This is a genomic window from Actinoalloteichus sp. AHMU CJ021 (assembly GCF_002895405.1).
In the GTDB taxonomy this organism is placed as follows: Bacteria; Actinomycetota; Actinomycetes; order Mycobacteriales; family Pseudonocardiaceae; genus Actinoalloteichus_B; species Actinoalloteichus_B caeruleus.
Map to the genome: position 1 here is coordinate 6,442,703 of NZ_CP025990.1, position 21,957 is coordinate 6,464,659.

Sequence of the window (21,957 nt, forward strand, 5' to 3'; positions counted from 1 at the left end):
GGTCCCGACGGTCTCCTCGGAGTCGACCCGCAGGTCCTCGGCCCGCCAACCGCGGTCGGTGGGGAACTCCGAGATGGCGTCCACGCCGTCGACCAGCAGGGTCCACAGGTCCTCGGGGGTTCGCACCCCGCCGGGAAGGCGGCAGCTCATCGCGACGATCGCGATCGGCTCGTCGGTGCCGGCGGCTGGCGAGGGCGCGATGTTCTCCTCGTCCCCGCCGAACATGCTCGCGCGCAGGTACTCGGCGAGGTCCGCGGCGGTGGGGTGGTCGAACACCACGGTGGTCGGCAGCGACAGTCCGCTGGCCGCTCCGAGCCGGTTGCGCAGGTCCACCGCGGTGACCGAGTCGAAACCCAGTTCCCGGAAGGCCCGTTCGGAATCGAGGGTTGCCGTGTCGTCGTGGTTGAGCACCAGGCGAACCTGTTGCTGGACCAGACGTGTCAGGACCCGCCGCTGCTCGGCCACCGGCAGCCCCGCCAGCTGTTCGGGCAGGCCGACCGGCTGTTCGGCGGTGGCCTGCCGGATGTTCCGCACGTCCGGGAGGTCGGCGAGCAGCGGGCTCGGCCTCGTGGCGGTGAAGGCGGTGAAGTACCGCTCCCACTCGACGTCGGCGACCATGACGCAGCACTCATGGCGCGCGACCAGCTGGCCGAGGGTCTCCACCAGCAGTTCCGGTCGCATCGGCAGGACGCCGTGCCGGTCGAGCAGGCTGCCCCGATCTCCCTCCGCCATGCCGCTGCCAGCCCACGCGCCCCAGGCCACGGAGGTCGCCGGTAGTCCGCGCGCCTGGCGGTGCCGCGCCAGGGCGTCGAGGTAGGCGTTGCCGGGGGCGTAGTTGCCCTGGCCCGGCGCTCCGAGGACGCCGGCCATCGAGGAGAACAGGACGAAGGCGGACAGGTCGAGGTGGCTGGTGAGCTCGTGGAGGTTCCGGGCACCCTCGGCCTTGACCCGCAGGACCCGGTCGATCTGTTCCGGGGTCAACGAGTCGAACACCCCGTCGTCGAGCAGTGCCGCGGTGTGGATGACGGCGGTGAGCGGGACGTCCTCCGGGATGCCGGCCAGCAGCTCGGCCACCGCGTCCCGGTCACCCACGTCACAGGCCACCACGGTGACCCGCACACCAGCCAACTCCTCCACCAACTCCGCCGCACCCGGCGCCCCGGCACCCCGCCGACTCACCAACACCAGGTGCTCGGCACCGTTGCCGGCCAACCACCGAGCGACATGGGCACCCAACGCCCCCGTCCCCCCGGTCACCAACACCGTCCCGCTCGGCGACCAACTCCGACCGGCACCAGCGGGCCGGGCGCGCACCAGACGACGCCCCCACACCCCGGAGGACCGAACCGCGACCTGGTCCTCCCCACCCGACAGCACCCCGCACAACCGGGACACCACACCCTGGTCCACCACCGCGGGCAGGTCGACCACACCACCCCACAGGCCGGGGAACTCCAAGGCCGCCACCCGGCCAGCACCCCACACCAACGCCTGCGACGGGTCGTCCATCCGGTCGTCGGGTCCGACCGACACCGCACCCCGGGTGGCGGTCCACAGCGGCACCGCGTCGTCGAGTTCGGTGAGCGCCTGCACCAGGGCGACCGTGGCGGCGTACCCGGCCGGTGTCGACGGTCGCGCCGGAACCCGGGTGGCGTCCATCGTCAGCAGTGACAGCGCCCCGGTGATCGGGGTGGCCGCGTCGTGCAGGACGTCCCGCAGCAGGTCGCGCAGGGAGTGGCGGTCGGCCAGTGCCACGTCGACCCGCAGCTCGACGACGTCGGCGCCACGGTGGGACATCCCCTCGACGCAGTGGTCGCCGAGCTCGTCCCATTCGGGTTCGACGGGCCGGAGGAGGAGCCAGGTGCCGGTGAGGGCGTCGTCAGTGGGGCTGAGCGGTGTCCAGGTGGTGTGGTAGCGCCAGTCGTCGGTGATGGCCTGGTGCGTCGTGCGGTGATGCCACGCGGTCAACGCGGGCAGCAGATCCGTCAACGGCCGACTCGGATCGATATCGAAAGTCGTCGCCAACACGTCCGGATCAGACGAGGTAACCGCCGCCCAGAACTCGTCATGCCCGGTGCTGGCCGTGGAACCGGACGGGACATCGAGCCAGTACCGCTTCCGTTGGAACGCATAGGTCGGCAGGTCCACGAACGCGGCCGGACCCGCCCCCACCGGCACCCACTCCACCGGCAACCCCCGCACATGAGCCTCCGCCAACGACGCCAGGAACCGCCGAGGACCAGACTCGTCCCGCCGCAACGTCCCCAACACCACCGCGTCACCCACGACATCCTGAACGCTCATCGTCAACACCGGATGAGCACTCACCTCAACGAACACCCGGTAGTCCTGACCGGCCAACTCCCGAACCGCTGCCTCGAACTGAACCGTGTTCCGCAGGTTCCGATACCAGTACTCCGCATCCACCACGCCGGTATCCACCACCGTCGCGGTCACCGTCGAACAGAACGGAACCCTCGAGGACACCGGCGCGACCCCCGCCAACAACTCCACCAACTCGCCGCGCAACGGCTCCATCCGCGCCGAATGCGAGGCGTAGTCCACCGGGATCACCCGCACCCGAACCGCCGACCCCGCCGTGTCCGCCACCAACCCCGCGATGGCCCCGGCATCCCCGGAAACCACCGTGGTCCCCGGCCCGTTGACCGCCGCCACCGACAACCGGTCCCCGTACCCGGCGATCAACCCCTCCACCTCGACCACACCCGCCGACACCGAGGCCATCCCCCCCTGACCGGCCACCGACGCCAACACCCGCGACCGCAGGGCCACCACCCGAGCCCCGTCCTCCAACGACAACGCCCCCGCCACACACGCCGCGGCGATCTCACCCTGGCTGTGCCCGACCACCGCGTCCGGTTCGACACCATGGGCCTGCCACAACCGGGCCAGCGACACCATCACCGCCCACAGCAGCGGCTGGACCACCTCCACCCGCTCCCACGACGGCGCGCCCTCCACCCCGCGCAGCACGTCCTCGGCCGACCAGTCCACGAACGGGGACAACGCCTGGGCGCACTCGGCGAAGGCAGCGGCGAACACCGGAGAGGTGTCGAGCAGGTCCACGGCCATCCCGGCCCACTGCGAGCCCTGCCCGGGGAACACGAACACCACACCACCAGCGGTACCGGAACCGCGGGTCACCCACGGGCTGGGACGGTCAGCGGCCACCGCGGCCAGTCCCTCCCGGAACTGTGCGGGGTCCTCGCCGACCACGACCGCCCGCCGTTCCCACCGTGACCGTGAGGCCACCAACGCCCGGGACACCACCGCCGGATCCACACCGGCGCCGGTGCCCTCGGTCCAGGACAGCAGGCGGGCGGCCTGGTCCCGTACCGCGCCCTCGTCCCGACCGGAGAGCACCCACGCCACCGGCCCGGACGATGCCGGAGCAACCTCAGGGAGAGGTGAGACCGGGGCCTGTTCCAGGATGGTGTGCACGTTCGTGCCACTGATCCCGAACGACGACACCCCCGCCCGACGGGGACGCCCGGTCTCCGGCCACGCCACCGGTGCGGTGACCAACCGGACACGACCCTCGGTCCAGTCCACCTCCGAGGTCGGCACATCCGCGTGCAACGTCGGCGGCACCACCCCGTGCCGCATCGCCATCACCATCTTGATCACCCCGGCCACCCCGGCGGCGGCCTGCGCGTGACCGATGTTCGACTTCAACGACCCCAACAACAACGGCCGCTCGACCGGACGGTCCTGACCGTAGGTCGCCAGCAACGCCTGCGCCTCGATCGGGTCACCCAGGGTGGTGCCGGTGCCGTGGGCCTCGACCACGTCGACCTCGGACTGGGTCAGACCGGCATCGGCCAGGGCCTGGCGGATCACCCGCTGCTGGGAGGGACCGTTCGGCGCGGTCAACCCGTTGGAGGCACCGTCCTGGTTGACCGCCGAGCCCCGCACCACCGCCAACACCGGGCGACCGGCCCGACGTGCCGAGGACAACCGTTCGACCACGACCACGCCCACGCCCTCGGCCCATCCCGCGCCGTCCGCGCCGTCACCGAAGGATTTGCACCGCCCGTCGGTCGCGGCCACGCCCTGTCGGGAGAACGCGGCGAACGTGCTCGTGGTCGACATCACCGACACGCCACCGGCCAAGGCCAGACCGCACTCGCCCGAGCCCACCGCCCGGACCGCCCAGTGCAGCGCCACCAGCGAGGACGAGCAGGCGGTGTCGACCGACACCGCCGGGCCCTCCAGCCCGAACGCGTAGGCCACCCGACCCGAAGCCACACTCCCCGAGCTACCCAGCCCGATGTGGTCCTCGACATCCTTGGGCACCGTGGGCAGTCGTGAGCCGTAGTCGTGGTACATCAGCCCGGTGAACACACCGGTCTGGGTGCCGCGCAGGGTGGTGGGATCGATCCCGGAACGTTCCAGGGCCTCCCACGAGGTCTCCAGCAGCAACCGCTGCTGCGGGTCCATCGCCAACGCCTCACGCGGGGAGATCCCGAAGAACCCGGGATCGAACTCCGCCGCGTCGTACAGGAACCCCCCCTCCCGGACGTAGAAACTCCCCGAACGCCGCAACTCCGGGTCGTACAGACCGGCGAGGTCCCACCCGCGGTCCGTCGGGAACGGCCCCACCGCGTCCGTCCCGGACGCCACCAGCTCCCACAGGTCCTCCGGCGAGGCCACCCCACCCGGGAAACGGCACGCCATCCCCACGATCACCACCGGATCGTCGTCCACCTCGACGACCGGCCCGGCCACCACCGGTCCCGAGGACCTCTCATCCACCAACCGCGACACCACGAACCCGGCCAGGGCTGCTGGCGACGGGTAGTCGAACACCATCGTCGCCGGCAGTCGGAGACCTGTCTCCGCGCCCAGCCGGTTGCGCAGCTCCACGGCGGTCAACGAGTCGAACCCGAGATCGCTGAACGACCGGTCCACCGACACCGAGTCCGAGGACCGGTAGCCCAACACCACCGCGACCTGGGCACGCACCAGATCGAGGATCACGCGCGACTGCTCGTGCTCGGGAAGAGCGGCGAGTCGGCCGACCGTGGACTGGTCGGTGGAGGAACGGTTCTGTGCGTCGCCGGGTGCCGCTGGAACCCGGACGAGCCCGCGGAACAGCGGCGGTACCCCTCCGAGCTTCGCCTGCTCGCGCAACGCCGTCCGCTCCGGTTGGATGGGGACGAGCAAGGCGTGCTCGGTGATCCGCTGCGACGCGTCGAACAGGTCGAGCCCCTGTTGGGTGGTCAACGGAACCGTGCCGCGCCGGGCCAACCGTGCCACGTCGGCCTCGCCGAGATGGCCGGTGAGACCGCTGGCCTCCGCCCACAGCCCCCATGCCAACGAGACCGCCGGCAGCCCCCGGACACGGCGGTGCTGGGCCAACCCGTCCAGGAACGCGTTCGCCGCCGCGTAGTTGCCCTGCGCGGGGCCCCCCAGCGTCCCCGAGGCGGAGGAGAACAGGACGAACGCCGACAGCTCCAGGTCACGGGTGGCCTCGTGCAGGTGCCACGCCCCGGACACCTTCGGCGCGGCCACGGCCGCCAAGCGTTCCGGGGTCAACGACTCGATGAGCCCGTCGTCCAGCACGCCTGCGGCGTGCACCACGGCAGTCAACCCGCCGTCGCGCTCGGCCCGCGCGACGACGTCGGCCACCGCATCCCGATCGGCGACGTCACAGGCCTGGATCGAGACCTCGGCGCCCAGCGCCGTCAACTCCGCCCGCAGTTCACTGGCGCCGACGGTCCGCTCGCCCCGGCGGCCAGTCAGCACCAACCGACGCGTTCCGTGCGCGGTGACCAGGTGACGGGCCACCATCGCGCCCAGCACGCCGAGACCACCAGTCACCAGCACCCAGCCCGCACGGTCGAAGGCACTCGGGCTGGTCTCGGTGCCGGCCGGCACGCGAGCCAGACGTGGCGCCCGCACCACACCCCGACGCACCGCCACCTGGGGCTCGTCGCTCGCGAGCACCGAGGCCAGGGTCGTGCCAAGGCCAGTGCCGACGTGCTGGTCGGCGTCCACCAGCACGAACCGACCCGGATGCTCCGACTGGGCCGAACGGATCAGTCCCCACACCGAGGCCTGCGCCAGGTCCACGTCCTCGCCGGCGGCCACGGCCACCGCGCCCCTGGTCAACACGACCAGCCGGCTGGAGGCGAACCGGGCGTCGGCCAACCAGGACCGCACGACCGACAGCACCTCGGCCGACACGGCGCCCACCGATGACGGAACGTCACCGTCCTGCTCGGACACCGCGAGCAGCACCGCGTCCGGCGTCGTGCCTCCGATCGACGCGAGGTCCTCGACGATGTTCACGGGGACGCCCAGTGGACCAGGGTTCCCCACCGCAGCCCACCCACCCGGGATGGACCGTTCGAGGTTGACCTCGGTCCAGTCCACCTGGAACAGCTGGGTTGACCGGGAGTCGCGCGGTCGTGTCGAGGACACGGGCCGCGTCACCAGGGAACCGATCTCGGCGACCGGGGCACCCGCCCCGTCTGCGACCACCAGGCGGACCCCGGACGGCTCGGCGGGGGCCAGTCGCACGCGCAGCTCGGCGACGCCCGCCCGGTGGAGGGACACCTCACGCCAGGCGAAGGGCAGGCGGGCTGTGCCGGGCGAGGTGGGCTCGATGCCCGGCCAGTCGGAGCCGTCCAGACCGATGGCGTGCAGGGCCGCGTCGAGCAGGGCCGGGTGCAGGCCGAACGACGCGGTGTCCCGGCCCAGCTCCGTGGGTGCGCTGACCTCGGCGAAGAGCTCGGCGCCACGCCGCCACAGGGCCGTCATCCCCCGGAACGCCGGACCGTACTCCAGGCCGCGTTCGGCCGCCCGGTCGTAGAGGTCGTCCAGGTCCACCGGCACGGCGCCGTCGGGCGGCCACGACGTCAGCTCAGCGGAGTGCCCTGGGGGTCCCGAGGCGAGTACTCCGCTGACGTGCCGGCTCCACGGCTCGTCGTCCTCGGCGTCGTCGGGACGGGAGTGGACCGTGAGGGCCCTCCTGCCCGAACCGTCGGGGCCCTCGAGCAACACCTGGATGGTGACGCCGCCCCGCTCCGGGAGCGTCAGGGAGTTCTCCAGGAGGAGTTCCTCCACCTGGCCGCAGCCGACCTGGTTCCCGGCGCGAACGGCGAGCTCCAGGAACACCGTTCCCGGAACGACGACGTCGCCCAGCACGACATGGTCGGCCAGCCAGGGGTGGGTGCTGGTCGAGAGCCTGCCGGTGAACAGGAACCCGTCGGCGTCGGCCAGCGCCACCGACGCCCCCAGCAGGGGGTGGTCGGCCGAGGTCAGGCCAAGACCCGCGACCGCCTCCTCCCCGACCGGCTCCTCCGGGGCGTCCAGCCAGTAGCGCTCGCGTTGGAAGGCGTAGGTCGGCAGCGGTACGCGCCGTGCTCCCCAGGGGGCGAAGACCGAGGGCCAGTCGACGGCGGCGCCGCTGGCGTGGCTCCTGGTCACGGCCTCCATCAGTGTGCGGACCCCGGCACGACCGGGACGCTGGGCGACGACGAAGTCGCACCCGGGGTCGTCGTCCTCGGTGCCCGCCACGCATTCCTGCCCCAGGGCGCTGAGCACGCCGTTCGGCCCGAGCTCCAGGAACGTGGTCACTCCGCGCGTGCGCAGCGTCTGGACGCCGTCGTGGAACAGGACGGTCCGCCGGATGTGCTGGGCCCAGTACTCGGGCGAGCACAGCTCCTCGGCCGAGACGACCTGCCCGGTCACGCAGGACACGACCGGAATGCTCGGTGGCGCGAAGGTGAGCTCCGAGGCGATGCGGGTGAACTCCGGGAGGATGTCGACCATCAGCGGCGAATGGGCGGCCTGGCCGACCCTCAGTCTTCTGGTCTTGCGCCCACGCTCCGCCCACAGCTCGGCGATCTCCGACACCACGGAGTCGACGCCCGAGATGACCACCGAGTCCGGGCCGTTCACCGCCGCGATGCCGGCGACGTCCTCGTGGCCACGCAGGGTCCGCTCCACCTCGGCCCGGGTCGCCCGCACGGCGATCATGGCACCGCTCGCCCTCGCCTCGTGCATCAGCCGGCCACGCGCGCTGATCATCGTGCACACGTCCGCGAGGGAGAGGACGCCCGCCACGTGGGCGGCCGCGAGCTCGCCGGTCGAGTGCCCGGCGAGGAAGTCGGGGCGGATGCCCCAGGACTCCACCAGTCGGTACAGGGCCACCTCGAACGCGAACAGCGACGTCTGCGCACGGTCGATCCGGTGCAGCTCCGCCGCCTGCGGCGTTCCTTCCTCGGCGAAGACGAGTTCCTTCAGCCGACAGTCGAGCAGGACGTCCAGGTGGGCGCAGGCCGCGTCGAAGGCCTCGGCGAAGACGGGGAACGTCTCGTACAGCTCCCTGCCCATCCCCGGCCACTCCGTACCGCTGCCGGGGAACAGGAAGGCGAGCTTCCCCGCGCGGACCGTGCCGCCGGTGGTCGAGGTGCTCGTGCGCTCGTCGGCGAGGTCGCGCAGCCCCCGCAACAGCTCGTCCCGATCCCCGGCGATGACCGAGGCGCGCCAGCCGAAGGCCGAGCGCGAGGTGGCGAGCGAGTAGGCGAGGTCCACCAACCGTGTGCCCGGCTCGGCGATGACGTGTTCGTGGAGCCGGGCCGCCTGGGCACGCAGCGCCTGTCCGTCCTTTCCGGACAGGATGATCGGCAGCACGGCTGGCACCGGCGCCGGGTCGGTCGCGTCGTCGTCCGCCGGGCCGGGGTCTGGTGCGTGCTCGAGGATGACGTGGGCGTTGGTGCCGCTGACACCGAACGAGGAGACGCCGGCCCGGCGTGGCGCGCCGGTGTCCGGCCACGGTACCGGCTCGGTCAGCAACGACATGGTGCCGGACGACCAGTCCACGTGCGGCGTGGGCTTGTCCACGTGCAGCGTCCTGGGCAGGACGCCGTGCCGCATCGACATGATCATCTTGATGACGCCGGTCACGCCCGCCGCCGCCTGCGTGTGGCCAACGTTGGACTTCAGCGAGCCGAGCCACAGCGGGCGGTCCGCGGTCCGCTCGCGGCCGTAGGTGTCCAGCAGCGCCTGTGCCTCGATCGGGTCGCCGAGCGGGGTTCCGGTGCCGTGGGCCTCGACCGCGTCGACCTGGTCGGAGGTGACACGCGCGTTGGCGAGGGCCTGCCGGATCACCGCCTGCTGCGAGGGCCCGTTGGGCGCGGTGAGGCCGTTGCTCGCACCGTCCTGGTTGACCGCGGTTCCTCGGACCACCGCCAGCACCGGGTGGTTGTTGCGCAGCGCGTCCGAGAGCCGTTCCACGACCAGCACGCCGACGCCCTCGGACCACCCGAGACCGTCCGCCGACGCCGAGAACGACTTGCAGCGCCCGTCCTCGGACAGGCCGCGCTGCCTGCTGAAGCCGATGAACGGGCGGGGCGTGGACATGACCGTCACCCCGCTCGCCAGCGCGAGGGTGCACTCCTCCTGCCGCAGGGCCTGGCAGGCCAGGTGCAACGCGACCAGGGAGGACGAGCAGGCCGTGTCGACGGTGACCGCCGGCCCCTGCAGGCCGAGCACGTAGGACACCCGGCCGGACGCGACGCTGCCCGAGCTGCCGAGGTTGAGGTACCCCTCGACGTCGACCGGCACGCTGCGCGGTCGGGTCCCGTAGTCGTGGTACATCAGGCCGGTGAACACACCGGTCCGGCTGCCCTTCAATGAGGTCGGATCGAAGCCGGCGTGCTCCAGGGCCTCCCACGACAGTTCGAGCAGCAACCGCTGCTGCGGGTCCATCGCCAGCGCCTCACGCGGGGAGATCCCGAAGAACTCCGAATCGAAGTCCGCCGCGTCGTGGAGGAAGCCGCCGTTGAGGGAGTAGCTCCTGCCCGCCGTGTCCGGGTCCGGGTCGTAGAGCCGGTCCAGCGCCCAACCCCGGTCCGTGGGGAACGGCGAGATGGCGTCCCGGCCCTCGCTGACCAGCTGCCAGAGATCGTCCGGTGTGCGGACGCCGCCGGGCAGCCGGCAGCTCATGCCGACGACGGCGATCGGCTCGTTGGCCCTGGACTCCGCCTCCCGCAGCCGCTGCCGGGTCCGCCGCAGGTCCGTGGTCAGCTGCTTGAGGTAGTCAAGGACCTTGTCATCGTCCGCCATGAGCGTCTCCCACTACTCTTCGCCGCCCAGCTCGTCGTCGAGAATGGCGAGCACGTCGTCCAAGGTCGCTGACTCGAGGTTCGGGTCGATGGCCGCGCTCTGGTCCGTTCCGTGCAGCGCGGTCCAGTCCGACAGCAGGTCCCGCAGCCTCCTGGTGACCTCGTCGCGCTCCGCGTCGCTCGCGACGGGCCGCGTGAGGACGCCGCTCAGCCGGTCGAGTTCGCGGGTGATCGAGGTCGCTGCCGCCTGTTGCGGAGGGGCCAGTCGTGTCCGGAGGTGGCTGGCGAGTTCCCCAGGCGTCGGGAAGTCGAAGATCGCGGTGACCGGCAGTCGCAGCGCGGTCGCGGTGTTCAGCCGGTTGCGCAGTTCGACCGCGGTCAGCGAGTCCACCCCGATCTCCCGGAACGACCGGTCGGTCCCGATCCCGCCGACGTCCCGGTGGCCGAGGACCGCTGCGGCCTCACGGCGGACCAGTTCCACCACCGCCTCCTCGCCCTCCTCCTCGGACAGCTCGGCCAGGCGTTCGGTGAAGGAACGCGCCGGTGCCGCGCGCGGCGGGGTCCGCTGGACGGGAGCGGCGGGTGCGAGGTCGCGGAGCACGGTGGGAACCGCGCGGTCACCGGCCGCCAGCTCCGCCAGGTCCAGCCGCGCCGGGACCAGCACCGGATCGGGCCGGGTCCAGGCGAGGTCGAACAGCGCGAGGCCCTCCTGGGCAGACAGCGCCCCCGAGCCTTGACGTGCCTTCGACGTCAGGTCGGCCTCGGCCAGGTGCGCGGTCATGCCGCCCACACCGGCCCACAGGCCCCAGGCCAGGGAGATCGCGGGCAACCCGGTGCCACGCCGGTGTTGTGCCAGCGCGTCGAGGTACGCGTTCGCCGCCGCGTAGTTCCCTTGGCCCGCGCTGCCGAAGGTGGCGGCGACCGAGGAGAACAGCACGAAGGCCGACAGGTCCAGGTGCCTGGTGAGTTCGTGCAGGTGCCGGGCGCCGTCCACCTTCGGTCGCAGCACGACGTCGATGCCGTCCGCCGTCAGCGTCTCGACGGTTCGGTCGTCGAGCACGCCAGCTGTGTGGACGACGGCGGTGAGCGGGTGGTCCTCGGGTATCCCGGCCAACAGCCGCTCGACGTCGTCACGCACCGCGACGTCGCACGTGGCGACGCTCACCTCGGCACCGAGATCGGCCAGCTCCGCGCACAACTCCGCCGCTCCGGGAGTGTCCATCCCGCGACGGCTGGCCAGCAGGAGGTGCCGCACCCCGTGCTCGCCGACGAGCCGCTTCGCGACGAGCCCGCCCAACGCGCCCGCACCGCCGGTGACCAGTACGGTGCCCGCCGGGTCGAGCGGCACCGGCATGGTGGCGACGACCGGCCCGAACCGGCCCTCGACGCGGTCCGCGTCCACCATGCCCCGCACGTCCGACACCAGCACGGGCGAGGGCGGCGGGGCCCCTCGCTCCACCAGCTCCTCGAGGGCCCCCGGGTCGAGCTCGTCGGACGCGTCCACCCACGGCTCGTCCACGACGACGGCGTTGTCCGCGACGCCGCCGAAGTCGGCGTCCCGGGACTCGGCGAGGTGCTTGTCGTCCAAGCCCAGCTCACGCAGCGATTCCCAGTGTTCGCGCGGCGCGGTCGCGAACACCTCGTTGCCGAGGTGCCGTGCCAGGCGCACCGCGGCCAGGCCGAGGATTCCGCTGGCGTCGCGCACGACGACCGCCCGCTCCGAGGGCAGCCCGCGGAGCCGGTGGTGGGCGATCCGGTACGGGCCGGCGGCAGCGGCCTCGGCGAACGACCAGCCGGCCGGAATCCTGACGAGCCCGCGCTGCTCGGCCGGGGCGAGGGGACCTGTCACATCCTCGGTGATCCGGCCCGTGACCCGGTCTCCCCGCACGAACTCCGTCACGCCTGGCCCGAGTTCGCTGACGACTCCCGCGGCCTCCCGGGGTACGTCGAGGCAGACGGCGCGAACCGCGAGACGCACCTCGCCGGGCCGCAACGGCCTGGTCGCCTCCGGGGACGCGACGAGCGACACCTCGCCGTCGTGGTCGGCGGACCGGTCGAGGCGCCAGCCCTGCTCGCCGACCGGCGGGACCAGGGTGTCGCCGGTCCGGACTCCGGCCAGGCGGGGGACCAGCACCGCGCCAGCCCGGACCGCCGCCTGCGGCTCACCCGTGGCGATCGCGGCGGGCACCATCCGCCACGACTCCTCGTGCTCGTCGACGTCGACGAGCACGAACCGGTCGGGGTGCTCGGACTGCGCGGACCGCACCAGGCCCCACACCGGCGCCAACGCCAGGCCGTGCGGCACGTCGCCAACACCGGTCCCGATCGCGGCCCGGGTCACGATCGCCAGCCGCGTCGCCGCCAGGCGCTCGTCCGCCAGCCACGCCTGAACCGTGTTGAGGGCCTGGTGGGCCGCCTCGCGCGCGTCGTCCGCCCGGGGCAGGCTGAGCAGGACGACATCGGGCACCGTCGCGCCGTCGTCGATCGCCGCCACCAGCGCCGCCAGGTCGTCGTACCGGTCGGTGGCGAGGTCGCACTGGTTGAGGGTCGCCCACCGGTCCCGAGGGACCACGTGCCCGCTGGCGGCCGTGGGGATCGGTTTCCAGCCGAGACGGAACAGCTTGTCGAGGGACCCGCCGCTCGACTCGCCGAGCTGTCGCCGGGAGACTGGCCGGGACACCAACGAGGTCACCGACGCGACCGGGGAACCCTCGGCGTCGGCGAGCACCAACGAGACACCGTCGGATCCCACCGGTGCCAGGCGAACCCGGAGGAGGTCGACGCCACCGCCGCTCAGCGACACACCGCTCCAGGCGAAGGGCAACCTGCTCTCGCCGGACCCGCCGTCGTGGCCGGCGCCACGTGGCAGGTTCCCAAGCTTCATACCGTGCAGGGCGGCGTCCAGCAGTGCGGGGTGGATCGCGAACGAACTGGTCGTCTCGATCTCGTCGGGTGCGGCGACCTCGGTGTAGATCTCCTCCCCGAGGCGCCATGCTGCGCGGACGCCCTGGAAGGCCGGGCCGTACTGGTAACCGAGGTCCACCAGCCACGGGTACAGCCCGTCGACGTCCACCGGGACGCTGCCGGGGGGCGGCCAGGCGCGCGGGCCGTCCTGTTCCTCGACGGGCACCGGGCTGAGCGTGCCACGCGCGTTGCGTGTCCAGGGAGCGTCGACCGCGCCGCCAGTGGCGCGCGAGTGGGCCGTGACCGTGCGCCTGCCCGACTCGTCCGGACCGCCGACGGCCAGCTGGATCGCGATCTCGCCGGCCTCGGGCAGCACCAGGGGCGCTTCCAGGACGAGTTCCTCCACCGTCGGCAGGTTGACCGCGCGCCCCACGTGGGCCACCAGCTCGACGAAGGCCGTGCCCGGCAGGAGAACCGTGTCCAACACCCGGTGGTCTGCCAGCCAGGGGAGGGTGCGCAGCGACAGCCGGCCGGTCCACAGCTGGTCGTCGTTGTGCGCCAGGCCAAGGGCGGCGGAGAGCAAGGGGTGCTCGGTGGGCTCCAGGCCGGCCGAGGCGACCCCGTCGGTCGCCTCGGTGCTTCGGGTCCAGTAGTCGCGGTGTTGGAAGGCGTAGGTCGGCAGCGGGACCGTGCCACAACTCCCATGCACCCCAGCCAGGGCCCCCAGGTGAGGAGCATCGAGATGCACACGAGTGAGCGTGGTGACCAGGGTCAACGATTCCGGCTGGTTGACACGCACGGCCGGCAGATGCGTGGTGCCCACGAAACCATGCTCACGACCGAACGCGGTCAACGTCGGAGCCGGACCCAACTCCAGATACGTGGTGACGTTGTGCTCACGCAGCCACGACAACCCATCGCTGTACCGCACCACCTCCCGAACATGGCGCGTCCAGTGCTCCGGCGTGGACACCCCCGCCGGCTCACCGGTCAGGTTCGACACGACCGGGATCACGGGCTCGGCGAAGTCCACCGTCTCCAACACCCGACGGAACTCGCCGAGGACCGGGTCCATGCGATGCGAGTGGAACGCGTGACTGGTCCGCAGCCGACGGTGGGACACCCCCAGCCCCTCCCAGTGGGCGACGACTGCCTCCACCGCGTCCTGATCACCGGAGACCACCACCGACGCCGGACCGTTGACCGCGGCGATCCCGACCCGCGGCCGACCGGCCAGGGACTCCGCCACCTCGGCCTCACTGGCCGCGATCGAGACCATCGCCCCACCCGGAGGCAGCTGTTGCATCAACCGCCCCCGTGCCGCCACGATCCGGCACGCGTCGGACAGGGAGAACACCCCCGCCACGTGCGCGGCCACGACCTCACCGAGGGAATGACCCAACAGGTAGTCCGGGCGCAGACCCCAGGACTCCAGCAACCGGTACAACGCGACCTCGAAGGCGAACAGACCCGCCTGGGCGAACAGTGTCTGGTCCAACGCCGCCTGGTCTGAGGAGATCACCGCGCGCAGCTCGGCGCCGGTGTGTTCCTCCCACTCGCGGCAGACCTCGTCGAAGACCGCACCGAACAGGGGGAACGCCCTGGCCAGTTCCTCGCCCATCCCGACCCGTTGTGACCCCTGGCCGGTGAACAGGAACGCCACCCGTCCGCTCACCGCCGGGTCGGTCGAGGCACGCACCACACCGGGTTCCTCGGTCCCGGTGGCGATGGCCTCCAACCCGCGCAGCAGGTCCTCACGGGACGCGCCCACCACGGCCGCGCGGTGCTCGAACGTCGATCGTGTCACCAGCAGCGAGTGGGCCACGTCCCCGACCGGGACGTCGGGACGGGCACGCGTCCAGGTCGACAACCGGTGGGCCTGCGCCCGCAGGGCGTCCTCCGTCCGACCCGACACCACCCACGACACCACCCCACCAACCTCCGAGATGGAGGAGTTCGTGGTGTTCGGGTCCTCCTGGATCTCCGGGGGTTGTTCGAGGATCAGGTGGGCGTTGGTGCCACTGACACCGAACGAGGACACCCCCGCCCGACGCGGCCGCCCCGTCTCCGGCCACGGCACAGAATCCGTGGCCAACCGGACACTGCCCGCGCTCCAGTCCACCGCCGGCGTCGGCTCGTCCACATGCAACGTCTTCGGGACCACCCCATGCCGCATCGCCATGATCATCTTGATCACGCCGCCCACACCCGCCGCCGCCTGGGTATGACCAATGTTGGACTTCAACGACCCCAACCAGACAGGACGATCCCCCGGCCGGTCCTGACCATAGGTCGCCAACAACGCCTGCGCCTCGATCGGATCACCCAACCGAGTCCCCGTGCCATGCGCCTCCACCACATCCACCTGCCCGGCACCCAACCCGGCATCCCGCAACGCCTGACGGATCACCCGCTGCTGCGACGGACCGTTCGGCGCGGTCAAACCGTTCGACGCACCGTCATGGTTGACCGCGCTCCCCCGCACCACCGCCAACACCCGATGACCACGACGACGCGCCTGCGACAACCGCTCCAACACCACCACACCCACACCCTCGGCCCACCCCGTGCCCTCCGCGCCCGCCGCGAACGAACGACACCGCCCATCCCGGGACAGACCACCCTGACGGGAGAACTCCACGAACCGCGAGGGCGTCGCCATCACCGTCACCCCACCGGCCAACGCCAGACCGCACTCACCCGAACGCAACGCCCGCGCCGCCCAGTGCAACGCCACCAACGACGAGGAACACGCGGTGTCCACCGACACCGCCGGGCCCTCCAACCCCAACACGTAGGACACCCGACCCGACAACACACTCGCCGAGGCACCCGTGCCCCGATATCCCTCCACGTCACCACGCACACCGACCATCAACGATCCGTAGTCCTGACCGTTGGTCCCCACGAACACCCCGCACCCGCTGCCCTTCAGGGACAACGGATCGATCCCGGCGCCCTCCAACGCCTCCCAGGAACACTCCAACAGCAACCGCTGCTGCGGGTCCATCGCCAACGCCTCACGCGGGGAGATCCCGAAGAACTCGGCGTCGAAACCAGCCGCGCCGTGCAGGAACCCGCCCTCACGCACGTAGGAGGTCCCCACCCGACCCGACACCGGATCGAACAGGGCCTCCACATCCCATCCCCGGTCGGAGGGGAACAACCCGATCGCGTCGCCACCGGAGCTGACCAGGTCCCACAGACCCTCGCCCGAGACCACCCCACCGGGGAACCGGCAGGCCATTCCCACCACGACCACCGGGTCGTCCTCGGCGGCGTCACTACCGGTGCCCGGGGGCTCCTCGGGGTCGGTGCCCTGCTCACCGAGCACCAGGGCGGCCACCGCGCCCGCCAACGATCGGGGTGTGGGGTAGTCGAACACCGCCGTCACCGGCAGGCCCACACCCGCCACCGAATCCAGGGTGTTGCGCAGTTCCACACCCAGCAGTGAGTCGAAACCCAGGTCACGGAAGGCACGGTCGGCACCGACCACGGTGCCCTCGTCCAGTCCCAACACCCTGCCGGCCACGCCACACACCCACGCCAGCAACCATTCCTCGCGTTCCACCACCGACAACCCCGACAACCGCCCGGCGAGGGAACCTCGAGCCGTCTCGGCGTCGGTGTGGCGGAAGGGGTGGACCGGAAGGGCCACCCGGCGACCGCCCCGGAGCACCAGGCGCAGGTCCGGCCGGGTCTCACGTACGTGCAGCAGCGCGGTCGCGGTCAGCAGTGGTCGAATCTCCGACCCGCTGCCCCGCATCGTCGGGACGAACACGGTGTCCTGGCCGGGGAGCACCTCCGCCGCCAACGCGCAGAGGGTGCCCTTCGGGCCCAGCTCGACGAAGGTGCGGACACCCAGTTCGTGCAGCCGGGTCACCTCGTCGGCGAAACGGACGGTCCGCCGGACGTGGTCGACCCAGTAGTCGGCCGAGCACACCCGCTCAGCGGACACGAGGTCACCGGTCACGTTGGACATCAGGGGAATCGTCGGCGGCGAGAAGGTGACCCGTTCGGCGACGGCCGCGAAGTCCGCCAACATCGCGTCCATCCGGGCCGAGTGGAAGGCGTGGCTGGCCCGCAGCCGCCTCGGCCCGCCGCCGGCCTCGGCCCAGGTGGCGGCGAGTTCGTGCACCGCCTCGGCGTCCCCGGAGATCACCGTCGCCCTCGGACCGTTGACCGCTGCGATGCTCACCCGTTGCCCGTGGTCGCGCAGGGACTCGGCGACCTCCGCCTCGCCCGCCCGCACCGAGACCATCGCGCCGCCGTCGGGCAACCGCTGCATCAGCGTTCCCCTTGCCGCGACGAGCGCGCACGCGTCGGCGAGGGAGAGCACTCCCGCCACGTGGGCTGCCGCCAGTTCGCCGAGCGAGTGCCCCGCGACGAAGTCGGGGCGCACGCCCCAGGACTCGAGCAGCCGGTACAGCGCAGCCTCGACCGTGAACAGCCCGGCCTGGGCGAAGACCGTCTGGTCCAGCAGCTCAGCCGCGCCGGGCGTCTCCTCGGCGAGGACGACCTCCCGCAACGGCCGGTCCAGGTGCCGGTCGAACTCGGCGCAGGCCGCGTCGAAGGCCGCCCGGAAGACCCCGTACTCCTCGTAGAGCTCCCGGCCCATCCCCAACCTCTGGGACCCCTGCCCCGAGAACAGGAACGCCACCGGCCCCACGGGGCCGGCGGCACGCACGACGTCGCTGGCCGGTTCACCCAGGGCGATCGCGTCCAGGCCGGTGAGCAGTTCGGGCAGATCGCGGGCGATCACGGCGGCCCGCTCCTCGAACACCGACCGCCCGGCCGCCAGCGTGTACGCGACGTCGGCCAGGGCGGCGTCGGGGTGTCTGCTCAGGTGTCGGTGCAGCCGTCCGGCCTGGGCCCGCAGGGCGTCCGGCCCCCTGGCCGACAGCACGAACGGCCTGACCTGGGACGACGTCTCCTCGGGGCGGGCAGCGCGCACTGCCGCTGAGACGACGATCCGTGTCCCGGGACCCAGGACCTCGACCGGTGTTCCCGACCCGACCGCCTCGACCAGCGCGTCGAGCCCGTCCGTGCCACCTGCCTCCGCCGGCCGCGGGTCGAGGACGCAGTGGAGGGGGTCGTCGTTGGCGATCGCCCGGGCCAGGGTCGTGAGCACCAGTGCCGCGGTGTGGTCACCGACGACCGCCAGCTCGACCACGCCGTCGCGGATGCTCTCGCAGGCCCGGCGCACCGCCGCCAACGCCGCCTCGGTGGACTCGGCTGGGCCGCTGACCCCGAGCACGGCCGCCACCTCGGGGGCATCGGGGGTCAGTGGTTCCGGCGCGCCGTCGAGGTAGACGCCGACGACGCCGTCGTCGAGCCGTGCCGGCACGATCGCTGCGTCCTCGAGTGCGGTCCAGCCGAGCTCGAGGAACGCCAGCCGCCGGGGGTCCATCGCGGCGGCCTCCTCGGTGGAGAGGCCGAAGAACTCCGGGTCGAACGAATCGGAGTGATCAGCACGGGTCGCCAGTCCGACGACCGCGATCACCGGATGCGATTCACGGTCCATTCCAGAAATGGTCGCCCCCCACTCCACCGGACGAGATCAGCGCACAACCACTACCAACCCACACGCTTTCGAACAGGGGGATTCGCGCTTCCTTGCGACGGCGACATTACCTCCGCCACCAGGGGTGGCCAACCCCTAAAAGATCCGGCACGGACACCGTGCCCGGCTCCCTGTGAGATCCACCTCACCGCCGCGCTACCCCACGGTGGGCGCAGGTGGGAGGAACAGGGCCTCGACCTCCCGCAGGGTGTCCTCCGAGAGGTCCGAACCCAGCGCCCGGAGAGAACCGTCCAGGTGCGCGCGGGTGCGCGGCCCGATGACCGCGGAGGTGACGGCCGGCCTGGACAACACCCAGGCCAGCGCGGTCTCGGCGGGGTCGAGACCCCGGTCGAGGCAGAACTCCTCGTACCGCTCGACGGCCTCGCGGTAGGTGCTCATCGCGACCACGGCGCGACCCTGCGCGGACTTGACCGCGGTCCCCTCGCCCAGCTTGCGCAGCGCGCCGCCGAGCAGCCCGCCGTGCAGCGGTGACCAGGCCACGACCCCTACCCCGTAGGCCCGAGCGGCCGGAATGACCTCCCGCTCGACCTGCCGATCGACCAGGTTGTAAATGCATTGTTCGGAAACGATGCCGAGGAAATTCCTCCTATTAGCGGCCTCCTGCGCGGAGACCATGTTCCACCCGGGGAAGTTGGAGGAACCGACATAGCGGATCTTGCCCTGGTGCAGCAGGGTCTCCATGGCCTGCCAGACCTCGTCCCACCCTGCGGTGGGGTCGACACCGTGCATCTGGAACAGGTCGATCCAGTCGGTCCGCAGCCTTCGCAGCGACGCGTCGCAGGACGCGATGATGTGCCGAGCCGACAACCCCTGGTCGTTGGGCCAGTCGCTCATGGGGCAGAACACCTTGGTCCCGAGCACGACCTTGTCCCGCCGGCCGCCGCCACTGGCGAACCACTCGCCCACCAGTTCCTCGGTCATGCCCCGGTGGACCTGCCAACCGTAGTGGTTGGCGGTGTCGAAGAAGTTGATCCCCTGCTCCAGCGCCTCGTCCATCAGGGCGAAGCTGTCGTCCTTGGTGGTCCGGACACCGAAGTTCAGGGTGCCGAGGCAGAGCCTGCTCACCTTCAGCGCTGTCCGGCCGAGTCGTTCGTAGTGCACTTCTCACCTCGTGTCGGGACGGACCCCTCGCCCGTGCGGCGTGCTGGCGAGGCTGTTCAGGCAGGCGATCAGGCTGCGTGCCTGGACGTTCACGTAGTGGCTGTGGCGGAGGAGACCGACGAGCTGGTGCAGGGTCACCCACCGGAAATCCGGGTCCGTGGACAGGTCGTAGTCCGCGTCGGTCTCGACGATGAGGTACCGGTTCTCGGCGTGGTAGAATCGGCCGCCCTCCTCCGAGAGCATCGTGGCGAACCTGATGCGATCCGGGCGGGCGTTCAACACCTCGTCCAGGAACCTGGGCCGGTCCGAGGGAGCCATCCGCGCGTAGTTGCTCGGTGCGCACTGCACGGTCGGCGCCAGCTCGACGACGTCGAGGTAGCCGGGCTCCACTCTGGCGTGCACCAACAGGTGCAGCACGCCGTTGATCCGTTTCACCAGGAACGCCACGATGGCCGTGTCGGTGGGCTCGATCATCGGTTGGGTCCACTGCCGGACCTCGCGGTTGTCCGCGGTGACCTCGACCGCGATCACGTTGAAGAACAGCCCGGTGTCGTGGGAGATCGTCGTCGCCGAGCGTTGCCAGTCCCGCACCTCGTTCAGCGGCATCCGTGTGGTCCGCACCTCGTTGCGGGTGCGAGCGTCGGTGATCCACCCCAGGATCTCCTTGGTGCGGTGCAGGCTGCCCTGTTCCCCGTCGCACGAGCGGGCGATCGCCGACGGGAACTCGTCGTCGGTGGGTGGGAGGGCGGCCACCAACCCGTCCCCGGAGAACGGCAGGCACGACATCACCGTCCTGGCGTCCATGTTGACCAGGTTGTCCTCGTGCAGCAGCTGGTACAGCTGTCCGAGAGTCGCCCAGTGGAAGCCGTCGAGCAACTCGACGTCGTCGTCCACCTCCACCACCATGTTGCGGTTGCGCTTGTGGTAGAACCACGACCCCTGCTCGGACTGCAGCACGTCCGCGAGCACGCGGTGGTCGCGGGTGTCCACGAAGTACTCCAGGTACGGCACCGACGCACCCTGGTGCACCTTCGTGTAGTTGCTCTTGGTGGCCTGCACCGTCGGCGACAGCTGGGCGCCGTTGCAGTTGCCCGGTTCCATCTTGGCCTGCATCAGGCAGTGCAACACCCCGTCGAACTCCTTGACGAGGATGCCGAGGATGCCGATCTCCGCCTGGTTGATGATCGGCTGGGTCCACGCCGGGACGGGAGCCCCGGGGACGTTGACCTCCAGACCCTCCACCACGAAGAACTTCCCGCTGGCGTGCCCGATGTTGCCGGTGTCCGGGTCCGAGGACCAGCCCGTGAGGTCGTCGAGCGCGATCCTCGTGACGGTGGTCCTGTCGGCCTGGGTCAGGCCGTCGAACCAGGCACGCAGCGCCGCCATCCCGCCGAACGGACCGGTCAGCGTTCGGGCGGACTCGGCTATCCGCAGATGGTCCGTCTCGTCGCCCTGCTGGAGCAGCACGGATGGCGCGGGGGACATCTTGGCCACAGGGCCTCCCTTGGTTCCGAAGTCACCGGGCGGTCTGGGTCACTCGCGCACTCCGATGAACAGCCCCCTCCCGGTGAGCCCGCCCTCCAGGTACTCGGCCGGGCAGCCCGCGGCGGCGAACGCCTCGAGGTACTCGTCCTTGGTGAACAGCCGGAGCATGGACGTCTGCGTGAACTCCCGGATCCCGTCGGCGTCGCCCACCATGAAGCGCACCTCGAGGCGGGTGGAGTCCCCCTCCCGAGTGGAGTGCGACATCCGCACGACGGCCTTGCCGTCCTCAGCTCCCGCATCGGCCGCGACGTAGCCCTCGATGAAGCGCTCCGGGAACCACCACGGCTCGATCACGAGCACGCCGCCGGGCGCGAGGTGCCGTCCCATCGCCCGAACCGCGTCGGACATGTCCGCCACGCTGGTCAGGTAGGCGATGGAATTGAACATGCAACACGCCGCGTCGAAGGTGCGGTTCAGGTCGAAGTCACGCATGTCCCCCGCGTGCACGGAGACACCGGGCAGGCGCTCACGGGCGACGGTCCGCATTCCCTTCGCGATCTCCAAGCCCTCGACGTGATCGAACAGCGTGCCGAAGGTCTCCAGATGCGCACCGGTACCGCACGCCACGTCGAGCAGCGAGCTCGCCGACGGGTTCCTGGCGCGGATGAGTCGCGCGGTCTCCTCGGCCTCGCCCGCCCAGCTCTTGCCCCGGCTGCGGTAGATCAGCTCGTAGACCTCCGCGAAGTTTGCCGCGTACATGGACTCCCCTTGTTCTCGACCGGTCCG

The 21,957-nt window shown here is 71.4% G+C and carries 5 protein-coding genes (1 of these 5 running past the window's edge); all 5 read right to left on the reverse strand.

The features are described 5' to 3' along the window. On the reverse strand, window positions 1-10,098 hold the 5' portion of the coding sequence (locus C1701_RS26000; protein WP_103056829.1) for a type I polyketide synthase. 5,229 nt of this gene lie to the left of the window's left edge; only the first 10,098 of its 15,327 coding nucleotides appear in the window; it begins with the start codon at window positions 10,096-10,098; its stop codon lies off the left edge, out of view. Between the two features lie 12 nt (window positions 10,099-10,110). Further along, window positions 10,111-18,525, reverse strand: coding sequence for a type I polyketide synthase (locus tag C1701_RS26005; protein WP_103056830.1), 8,415 nt, complete (start codon window positions 18,523-18,525; stop codon window positions 10,111-10,113). Window positions 18,526-18,720: 195 nt separating this feature from the next. After that, window positions 18,721-19,686: an aldo/keto reductase gene (locus C1701_RS26010; protein WP_103056831.1), complete on the reverse strand. Its 966-nt coding sequence runs from the start codon at window positions 19,684-19,686 to the stop codon at window positions 18,721-18,723. 3 nt (window positions 19,687-19,689) lie between these two features. Next, window positions 19,690-21,171, reverse strand: coding sequence for an NDP-hexose 2,3-dehydratase family protein (locus C1701_RS26015; protein ID WP_103057194.1), 1,482 nt, complete (start codon window positions 21,169-21,171; stop codon window positions 19,690-19,692). A gap of 48 nt (window positions 21,172-21,219) precedes the next feature. Then, window positions 21,220-21,930 (reverse strand): class I SAM-dependent methyltransferase, encoded by a 711-nt coding sequence (locus C1701_RS26020; RefSeq protein ID WP_103056832.1) that lies wholly within the window; start codon window positions 21,928-21,930, stop codon window positions 21,220-21,222. Window positions 21,931-21,957: the final 27 nt, after the last annotated feature.